This is a genomic window from Kineococcus glutinatus (genome assembly GCF_039542765.1).
Lineage (GTDB): Bacteria > Actinomycetota > Actinomycetes > Actinomycetales > Kineococcaceae > Kineococcus_A > Kineococcus_A glutinatus.
In genome coordinates this window covers 1-9,259 of record NZ_BAABIL010000456.1, presented here as the reverse complement: position 1 = coordinate 9,259, position 9,259 = coordinate 1, and the positions used below count along the sequence as shown (strand labels likewise).

Here is a 9,259-nt window from a genome sequence, read left to right as displayed (position 1 = left end):
GCCGGTGCCGGTGCCGCTGCGGCGCTGGGCGCACGCCCTCACCGCGCAGCTGCCGCAGCGCCGGGCCGAGCTGGCGCACTGGCGGGACACCCTGCGCGGCAGCGGGAACGGCGCCGCGGCAGCCACCGCTCCCACCGACGCCCCCGCACTCGACCTCGACCTCGACCCGGCACAGGACACCCTCGACCCGGCACAGGACACCCTCGCCGCGGCGCACCGGCTCACCACCACCGTGCCCGCCGACGTCACCGCCGCGCTGCTGGGCCCGCTGCGGGAGGCGTTCGGCGCGCGCGTCGACGAGGCCCTGCTCACCGCGCTGGTGCTGGCCGCCGGCGACGACCTGCTCGTGGAGGTCGAGGGCCACGGCCGCGACGACTCCCTCGACCTCAGCCGCACCGTGGGCTGGTTCACCGCGACGTGGCCGGTGCGGCTGGTGCACGGCCTCGGCCCGGCGGCACCGGCGGGCGACGTCCTCAAGCGGGTCCGGCAGCGGCTGCGCTCGGTGCCCGGCGACGGCTCGGGGTTCGGGCTGCTGCGCCACCTGGACCCGGTGGCGGGCCCGGAGCTCGCCGCGCTGCCGGCACCCCGGGTGCTCGTGAACTACCTGGGCCGCAGCGCCGGTGCGGGCGATGCGGACACCGGCGTGGACGTCGCCGAGCTGGAGACCGCGGCCACCGGCGCGGCGGCGCTGCCGCTGTCGCACCCGCTGGAGCTCAACGCGTGGATCGCCCCGGGCGCGGACGGCCCCGAGCTCGTCGCGTCCTGGCAGTGGGCGCCGCGGCTGCTGGGCGACGACGCGGTGCGCGACCTCGCCGGGCGCTGGGCCGCGGCGCTGGGAGCGCTGGCCGCGGGCGCCGGCGGTCCCGGCGCGGGCGGGCCGGTGCCGGCGGACTTCCCCCTCGTGGACCTGGCGCTGGAGCAGGTGGAGGCGCTGGAGGCGCTGGCCGGTCAGCCGCTGGACGACGTGCTGCCGCTGACCGCGCTGCAGCAGGGGATGCTGTTCCACGCCCTCACCGACGACACCGACGCCTACACCGCGACGGTCTCGCTGGAGCTGCTCGGCCCGCTGGAGCCCGCCGCGCTGCGGGCCGCGTGCGACGCGCTGCTGCGCCGGCACCCGAACCTGCGGGCGGGCTTCACCCACGACGGCCTCGACGCGCCCGTGGCCTTCGTGCCGCGGGAGCTGGCGCTGCCGTGGCGGGAGGCCGACCTCGGCGGGCTGGACGCCGCGGCGCAGGCGGCGGCGGTGGCGGACGTGGCGGCCGCGGAGCTGCACACCCCGTTCGACCTGCACAGCCCGCCGCTGCTGCGGGCGGCGCTGCTGCGCTGCGGGCCGGGGCGCTCGGTGCTGGTGCTGGCCCACCACCACCTCCTGCTGGACGGCTGGTCCACGCCGCTGCTGGTCGCCGAGCTCCTGGACCTGCTCGCGGCGGGCGGCGACGAGCGCGCCCTGCCCGCGGTGCGCCCCTACCGCGACCACCTGGTGTGGCTGGCGACCCGTGACGCGGGGGCCGCCCGCGCGGCGTGGCGGGCGGCGCTGGCGGACCTGTCCGCCCCGACGCTGCTCGCACCGGAACCCGCGGAGGACCCCGCGGAGAACTCCGGCGAGGATCCCGGGGAGGCCCCCGGCGCCGGCGGGTGCACGCTGCGGGCCGACGTGCCCGAGGGCCTCGGTGGCCGGCTGCACGCCGCGGCCCGCGCCGCCGGCGTCACGCCCGCGACGCTCGTGCAGGTGGCGTGGGGGCTGGTGCTGGCCCGCGCCACCGGGCGCGACGACGTGGTGCTCGGCACCACCGCCTCCGGCCGCCCGGCCGAGGTCCCCGGCGCCGAGCGCACCCTCGGGCTGTTCATCACGACCGTGCCCGTGCGGGTGGGTTTCCGCGCCGGGGAGCGGGCCGGGACGGTGGCCGCGCTGCTGCGCCGGGTGCAGGCCGAGCAGGCGGAACTGGCCGAGCACCAGCACCTGGGGCTGGCCGCGATCCAGCGCGCGGCGGGGACGGGCACCCTGTTCGACACGCTGCTCGTGGTGGAGAACTACCCGGTGGTGGCCGACGGCGCGGTGCACCCCTCGGGGGTGCGCCTCGGCGTGGTGGACGGCGAGGACGCGACGCACTACCCGGTCGCGGTGACCGTCACCCCCGGGGCCCCGGACGGCTCCGGCGCGGGCCCGGAGGTGCTGCTCGACGTGCGCGCCGACCTCGCGCCGCGGGGCGCCGAGCTCCTCGACGCCCTGCTGGGTGCGCTGGCCCGGGTCGCCGACGGCGCGCTGCTGGGTGCGCCGGTGGAGGTCCTCGGGCTGCCCGCACCGGCGTCGGCGGAACCCGCCGGGACCGCGGAACCCACCGGGACCGCGGAACCCACCGGGACCGCGGAACCCGCCGCAACCGCCGGGGCCCCGGAGGTGGAGCGGGTGCGGCGGGTGTTCGCCGACGTGCTCGGCCTGCCCGCGGTGGCCGCCGCCGACGACTTCTTCGTCCTCGGCGGCGACAGCATCGTCGCGATGCAGCTCGTCAGCCGGTTGCGGCGGGAGGGCCTCGACGTCAGCACGAAACTGCTGTTCGCGCACCGCACGCCCGCGGCGCTGGCCGCGGCCCTGCCCACCGCAGAACCGGCTGCGGCCGGAACCCCGCGGGACGCGCAGCGCCCGCTCGTCGACCTGGACGCCGCGCGGTTCGCGCTGCTGGAGCAGATGGTGAGGAACGGATGAGCACGCAGCAGGACGACCAGCCCTCCGCGATCGAGGACGTCTGGCCGCTGGCACCGCTGCAGGAGGGCCTGCTGTTCCACGCCCTCGCCGACGAGGCCGCGCTCGACGTCTACACGATGCAGAGCACCTACGAGTTCTCCGGCGGACCGGGCGGGGAACCCGACGCCACCGCGCTGCGCCGCTCCTGCGAGGCGCTGCTGCGCCGGCACGCCGCGCTGCGCGCGGGTTTCGCCCACCGCGGCATGCCCGAGCCCGTGCAGTTCATCCCCCGCCGGGTGGCCCTGCCGTGGCGGGAGGTCGACCTGCGCGACCAGCCGCCCGCCGAGCGCGCCGCGCGCCTGGAGCGCATCCAGGTCGAGGAGCGCCAGCGCCGCTTCGAGGTGGACCGCCCGCCGCTCATCCGGTTCGTCCTCGTCCACCTCGCGCCCGGTTCGGCCGCGCTGGTGGTCACCAACCACCACCTGCTCGTCGACGGCTGGTCCGACGCCCTCGTCGTCACCGACCTGCTGCGGACCTACCGCGCCGGCGGCGACGACTCCGCCCTGCCGGTGCCGCGCCCGTTCCGCGACTACCTCGCGTGGCTGGCGGCGCAGGACGCGCAGGCGTCGGCCGCGGCGTGGTCGGCGGCGCTGGCCGGTCTGGAGGAGGGCACCCTCGTCGCCCCCGCCGACCCCGAGCGCGCCACGATCATGCCCGAGGTCGTCGAGGTGGACCTGCCCGCCGGGCTCGGGGAGCGCATCGCGGAGTTCGCCCGCTCCCTGGGCGTCACCGTGAACTCGGTGTTCTGCGCGACGTGGGCGCTGACGCTGCGCAGCCTGCTGGGCCGCGACGACGTCGTGTTCGGCAGCACCGTCTCCGGCCGCCCCGCCGAGATCGAGGACGTCGACACGATGGTGGGGCTGTTCCTCAACACCGTGCCGGTGCGGCTGACCGTGCGGCCCGGGGAGCGGGTGGGGGACCTGCTGCGCCGCTTCCACGCCGAGCAGGGCGACCTCATCCCGCACCACGCCACCAGCCTGGCCCGCATCCAGCGCGGCGCCGGGGTGGGGCAGCTGTTCGACACCCTCTACGTGCTGCGCAACACCCCGGAGGAGGACGAGCTCCTCGACGAGCTGAGCGCCGCCACCGGCCTCGTCGGGCTGGAGGGCGGCGACGCCACCCACTACCCGCTGACGTTCGTCGTCCACCCCGGCGAGCCGTACCGGTTCATGCTGTCCCACCGCGCCGACCTCGTGCCCGCCGCGCAGGCGCAGGAGCTGCTGGCGCGGGCGCAGCGGCTGCTGGCGCAGCTCGTCGCCGACCCGCAGCGGCACGTGGCCCGGCTGGAACCCCTGGACGCCGCCGAGCTCGACGCGCTGGCGGCCGCCGGGGCGGGCGCGGTGGGCCCGGTCCCGGCGCGCTCCGTCGAGGAGCTGTTCGAGGACACCGCGGCCCGGGTCCCGGACCGCCTCGCCCTCGTCGCCGGGCCGGTGGGCGGCGTGCGCGAGGAGCTGACGTTCGCGCAGCTGGAGGCGCGGGCGAACCGGCTGGCGCGGGCGCTGGTGGCGCGCGGCGCGGGACCGGAGACGCTGGTGGCGCTCGGCGTGCCGCGCCGCGCGGACCTCGTCGTGGCGCTGCTGGCGGTCCTCAAGGCCGGTGCCGCCTACGTGCCGCTGGACCCCGGCCACCCCCGCGAGCGCATCGCGGAGGTGCTGGCCGGCACCGGCGCGCTGCTCACCGTCGCCACCGCCGACTCCCTGGCCTGGCTGCCCGTGGGCACCCCGGTCCTGCTGCTGGGGGAGGAGGCGGTGGAGGCGGAGCTGGCGGCGCTGCCGGCGCACCCGCTGGGCGCCGCCGAGCGCGGCGGGCACCACCCCGACGCCCTGGCCTACGTCATCCACACCTCCGGTTCCACCGGGCGCCCCAAGGGCGTCGCGGTGCCGCACCGCGGCCTGGTGAACATGCTCGTCAACCACCGCGCGGAGATCTTCTCCCCGGTGGTGGCGCGGGCGGGGCGGGTGCTGCGCATCGCGCACACCGTCTCCTTCGCGTTCGACATGTCGTGGGAGGAGCTGCTCTGGCTCGTCGAGGGGCACGAGGTGCACCTGCTCGACGAGGAGCTGCGCCGCGACTCCGCCGCGATGGCCGCCTACTGCGCCGAGCAGCGCGTCGACGTCGTCAACGTCACCCCGTCGGTGTGCGCGGCGCTGCTGGCCGACGGGCTGCTCGACACCGGCCCCGACGGCACCCGCCACCGCCCGTGCCTGGTGCTGCTGGGCGGGGAGGCCGTGGGCCCGCGGGAGTGGGACGCGCTGCGGGAGGCCGACGGCGTCCTGGGCTACAACCTCTACGGCCCCACCGAGTACACGATCAACACCCTGGGCGGCGGCACCGACGACAGCGCCACCCCCACGGTGGGCGGCCCGATCCGCAACACCCGCGTCCACGTCCTCGACTCCGGGCTGCGCCCCGTCGCCGCGGGGACCCCGGGGGAGCTGTACGTGTCGGGGGCGGGGCTGGCCCGCGGCTACCTCGGCCGCCCGGACCTGACCGCCGAGCGGTTCGTCGCCGACCCGTTCGGCGCGCCCGGTTCGCTGATGTACCGCACCGGCGACCTGGTGCGCCGCCGCCCCGACGGGCAGCTGGACTTCCTCGGCCGCACCGACGACCAGGTGAAGGTGCGGGGTTTCCGGGTGGAACCGGGGGAGGTGCAGGCGCTGCTGGCGGCGCACCCGCAGGTGGCGCAGGCCGCGGTGGTGGCGCGCCCGGACCGGCGGGGCGTGCAGCGCCTCGTCGGGTACGTGGTGCCCGCGGGCACGTCGGACGCCGGACCCCTCGACCTCGCCGCGCTGCGCCGGGAGCTGGCGGCCACGACCCCCGACCACCTGGTGCCCGCCGTGCTCGTGGCGCTGGACGCGCTGCCGCTGACCGTCAACGGCAAGCTCGACCGGCGCGCGCTGCCCGAACCCGCCGAGCCGCAGACCTCGGGCCGCGGTCCCCGCGACGAGCGGGAGCGGGCGGTCTGCGAGGCGTTCGCGGAGGTGCTGGGCCTGGACGCGGTGGGCGTCGACGACGACTTCTTCGCCCTCGGCGGGCACTCGCTGCTCACGATGCGGCTGGTGGGGCTGCTGCGGGCGCGGCTGGCCGAACCCGTCAGCGTCGGTGCGGTCGTCACCGCGCCCACCCCGGCGGCGCTGTCGGAGAAGCTGCGCCGCTCCGCCGCCGACGACGCCTGCGGGGAGCTGCTGCCGCTGCGCGCGGCGTCGTCCACCACGGGCTCGCTGCCGCCGCTGTTCGCCGTGCACCCGGCGGCGGGGCTGGCCTGGTCCTTCGCGGGGCTGCTGCCCTACCTGGAACCGGGCCGGCCGCTGTACGGGCTGCAGTCGCCGCGGCTGTCCGGCCCGGACGGGGTGCCGGGCACCCTGGCGGACCTCGCGCGCCGCTACGTCGCGCACGTGCGCTCGGTGCAGCCGCACGGGCCGTACTCCCTGCTGGGCTGGTCCTTCGGCGGGCACGTCGCGCACGAGATGGCCGCGCAGCTGGAGGAGGCCGGGGAGCGGGTGGAGCTGCTCGCGGTGCTCGACGCCGAACCCGCCGACCCGGCGGGCGCCCCCGGCGCCGGGCCGGGGGGCGAGGACGGGCCGGCGGCGGACCTGGAGCAGGAGGCGCTGCGGTTCCTGCTGGCCACCAGCCTGGCGGAGGCTCCGGAGTGGCTGGAGCCGCCGTACCGGCGCGCCGACGTCACCGAGTTCCTCGCGGACTCCGGCGGGGTGTGGGCCGACCTGGGGGCCGGGCGCCTGGACGCGGTGGTGGACACCTACGTGCACTCCGCGGCGCTCATGTCGGCGCACCTGCTGCGCCGCGGCCACCGGCCGGTGGCCGCGGACCTGCTGCTGTTCAGCGCCGTCGCCGGCCGGGACGCCGCCGCCCGCGACGGCCGGCGGCGCTGGGAGCCGTACGCCGGGCACGTCGAGCAGCACGACGTCAACAGCACCCACGACGACCTCACCGGTCCCGCGGCGCTGTCGGAGATCGGCCCGCTGCTGGCCGCCGCCCTGCGCCGCGTGCCGGTCTGAGCGACCGGCCCGGGAAACCCGGGACCCCCCGAGAACCCCTGAGAAGTCCGAGAGACCCCGAGAACCTGGAGCACCCCGTGAACCCGTTCGACGACGCCGACGGCAGCTTCCTCGTCCTGGTCAACGCCGAGGAGCAGCACTCGCTGTGGCCGGAGTTCGCCGCCGTCCCCGCCGGCTGGCGGGTGGCCTTCGGCCCGGCACCGCGGCAGGAGGCGCTGGAGTTCGTCACGACGTCCTGGCAGGACCTGCGGCCCCGCTCGCTGCGGGAGGCGATGGCGGCGACCCCCACCACCCCCGCGGGCACCGCCCCGTGAGGCTCGCCGACCTCGCGATCGACGTCCGGCCGCTGCGGGAGAGCCGGGCGTTCCGCCGGGTGTTCTGGGCGCGCACCGTGTCGGTGTTCGGCCTCGGGATGCTGTCCCTGGCGCTGACCGACCACGTCACCGAGCTCACCGGCAGCCCCCTGCACGTCGCGGCCGTCAACGCCGTGCTGGGGGTCGCCTCCTTCGCGGGCCTGCTCGCCGGCGGGGTGGTGGCCGACCGCTTCGACCGCCGTCCCGTCATCGCGGTCTCCCGCGCGGTGGCGACGCTGGGTTTCGCGGTGCTCGTGGTGAACGCCCTGGCGCCGCAGCCGGACCTCGCGGTGTTCTACGTCGTGGCGGTGGTGGACGGGCTGGCGGGCGGGTTCAGCACCACGGCGCTGGCCGCGGCCGTGCCCGCCCTCGTGGGGGAGGAGCGCCTCGCCGCGGCCGGTGCGCTCATGGCGCTGACGCTGGACCTCGGCACGGTGCTGTCCCCGCTGCTGGCGGGCGCGCTCATCGAGGGCCCGGGCTGGTGGACGACGTACGCCGCCGCCGCGGCCGCCTCGGCCGTGACCGTCGCGCTGGTGTGGTCGGCCGGGCCGATGCCACCGGGCGCCGGGGAGGAGGACGAGGAGGAGGCGGGGCCGTGGCGCTCCTTCACGGGGGGACTGCGGTTCGCGCTGCGCGAGCGGGTCGTCGCCGCGGTCCTGCTGCTGGGTTTCGTGCAGATCCTCTTCGCCTCCCCCTACGTGCTGCTGCCGTTCTTCGTGGCGGACGAGCTGGCCGCCGACGCGAGGGTGTTCGGGTACCTCGTCAGCGCCACGGCGGCCGGGGCGCTGCTGGGGTCCCTCACCAGCGGCTGGACCGGCCGGGTGCGCCGGGCCGGCCTGGCCCTCGTCGCGGTGCTGTGCGCCGGTGCGGCGGGGGTCGCGGTGCTGGGCCTGAGCCGGTCGGTCGCGGCGGCCGTGGCCGTCATGGTGGTCGTCGGGTACGCCGACGTCATCGGCGAGATCCTGCGCTACGCCGTGCTGGCCCACCACACCCCCGACCGGCTGCGGGGGCGGGTGTCGAGCCTGTGGTCGGCGCAGGCCACCACCGGTGACGCCCTCGGGGGCCTCGCGCTCGGCGGTGCCGCGAGGGCCGTCGGCCCCGGTCCCGCCATCGTCGCCGGCGGCGTGGCCGCCCTCGCCGCGACGGTGCTCGTCGCGCTCGCCTGCCCGGCCCTCGTCCGGGCCCGCGTCCGCCCCGGGGGCGACGCGGCCGGGGACGACGCCGCCGACGTCCCGAACCCCCTCCCGGCGCACGTGCCGGGACGAACCCTGGAGGAGAACGCGTGACCACCACAGCCGAGACCTGGGTCGGGTCCCCCGTCGAGCTGCACACCCACCCGCTCGTGCCGCGGGTGCTCACCGTGGCGCGGGTGGAACCGCTGACGCACCGGATGGTGCGCGTCGTGCTCACCGGCGACGACCTGGCGGGGTTCACCACCATCGCCCCGGAGGACCACGTCAAGCTGTTCCCGCCGCCGGCGGGTTCCACCGAGCCGCGGCTGCCCACCATCGAGAACGACCGCTGGGTGGACCGCGCCGCCGACGCCGACCTCGTCAACCGCGACTACACCGTCCGCTCCTACGACCCGGACGCGCGCGAGCTGAGCATCGACATGGTGCTGCACCCCCACGGCCCCGGCGGTCGCTGGGCGGCGCAGGCCGCACCCGGTCAGCGGATCGGGGTGCTCGGCCCGCGCGGTTCGTTCCTCGTGCGCGACGTCCTCGACTGGTACGTGTTCGCCGTCGACGAGACCTCGCTGCCGGCGATGGCCCGCTGGCTGGAGCGGTTGCGCCCCGGCGTGCCCGTCACCGCGTTCGTGGAGGTCGACGACGCCCGCGACGAGATCGAGCTGCCCACCCGCGCCGACGCGCGCGTCACCTGGCTGCACCGCGGCGGCGTCCCCGCCGGGCGCAGCGACGTGCTGGAGCGGGCGGTGCGCGCGCTGCCGCTGCCCGCCGGCACCGGGTTCGTGTGGGTGGCGGGGGAGTCCGGTTCCATCAAGCCGCTGCGCCGCTACCTGTCCCGCGAGCTGGGCCTGGACCGCGACCACTTCGACGTCGACGGCTACTGGAAGCTCGGCGCCGCCGACCACGACCACCACCACGACGAGGACGAGGAGCACGACGAGGACGAGGGGGGCGCCG

General features: G+C 77.5%; 5 protein-coding genes. All 5 read left to right on the top strand.

Features of this window, described 5'->3' with window-relative positions; translation table 11 throughout:
• A partial coding sequence (locus ABEB16_RS15920; protein WP_345713205.1) for a condensation domain-containing protein occupies positions 1 to 2,707 on the top strand: 2,707 nt, incomplete at its 5' end.
• Positions 2,704 to 6,762 carry an amino acid adenylation domain-containing protein gene (locus tag ABEB16_RS15915; protein WP_345713204.1) on the top strand — a complete coding sequence of 1,353 codons (4,059 nt, stop codon included), beginning with the start codon at positions 2,704 to 2,706 and terminating at the stop codon, positions 6,760 to 6,762. The genes ABEB16_RS15920 and ABEB16_RS15915, both read left to right, overlap by 4 nt.
• 77 nt (positions 6,763 to 6,839) lie before the next feature.
• The gene (locus tag ABEB16_RS15910; protein WP_345713203.1) at positions 6,840 to 7,076 is read left to right on the top strand and encodes an MbtH family protein; all 237 of its coding nucleotides are present in this window, start codon (positions 6,840 to 6,842) and stop codon (positions 7,074 to 7,076) included.
• Entirely contained in the window at positions 7,073 to 8,401 is a 1,329-nt protein-coding gene (gene entS, locus ABEB16_RS15905; protein WP_345713202.1) for an enterobactin transporter EntS, read from the top strand. Before ABEB16_RS15910 ends, entS begins: the two co-directional genes overlap by 4 nt.
• Positions 8,398 to 9,259: siderophore-interacting protein (locus tag ABEB16_RS15900; RefSeq protein ID WP_345713201.1), on the top strand; the 862-nt coding region annotated here is incomplete at its 3' end. The genes entS and ABEB16_RS15900, both read left to right, overlap by 4 nt.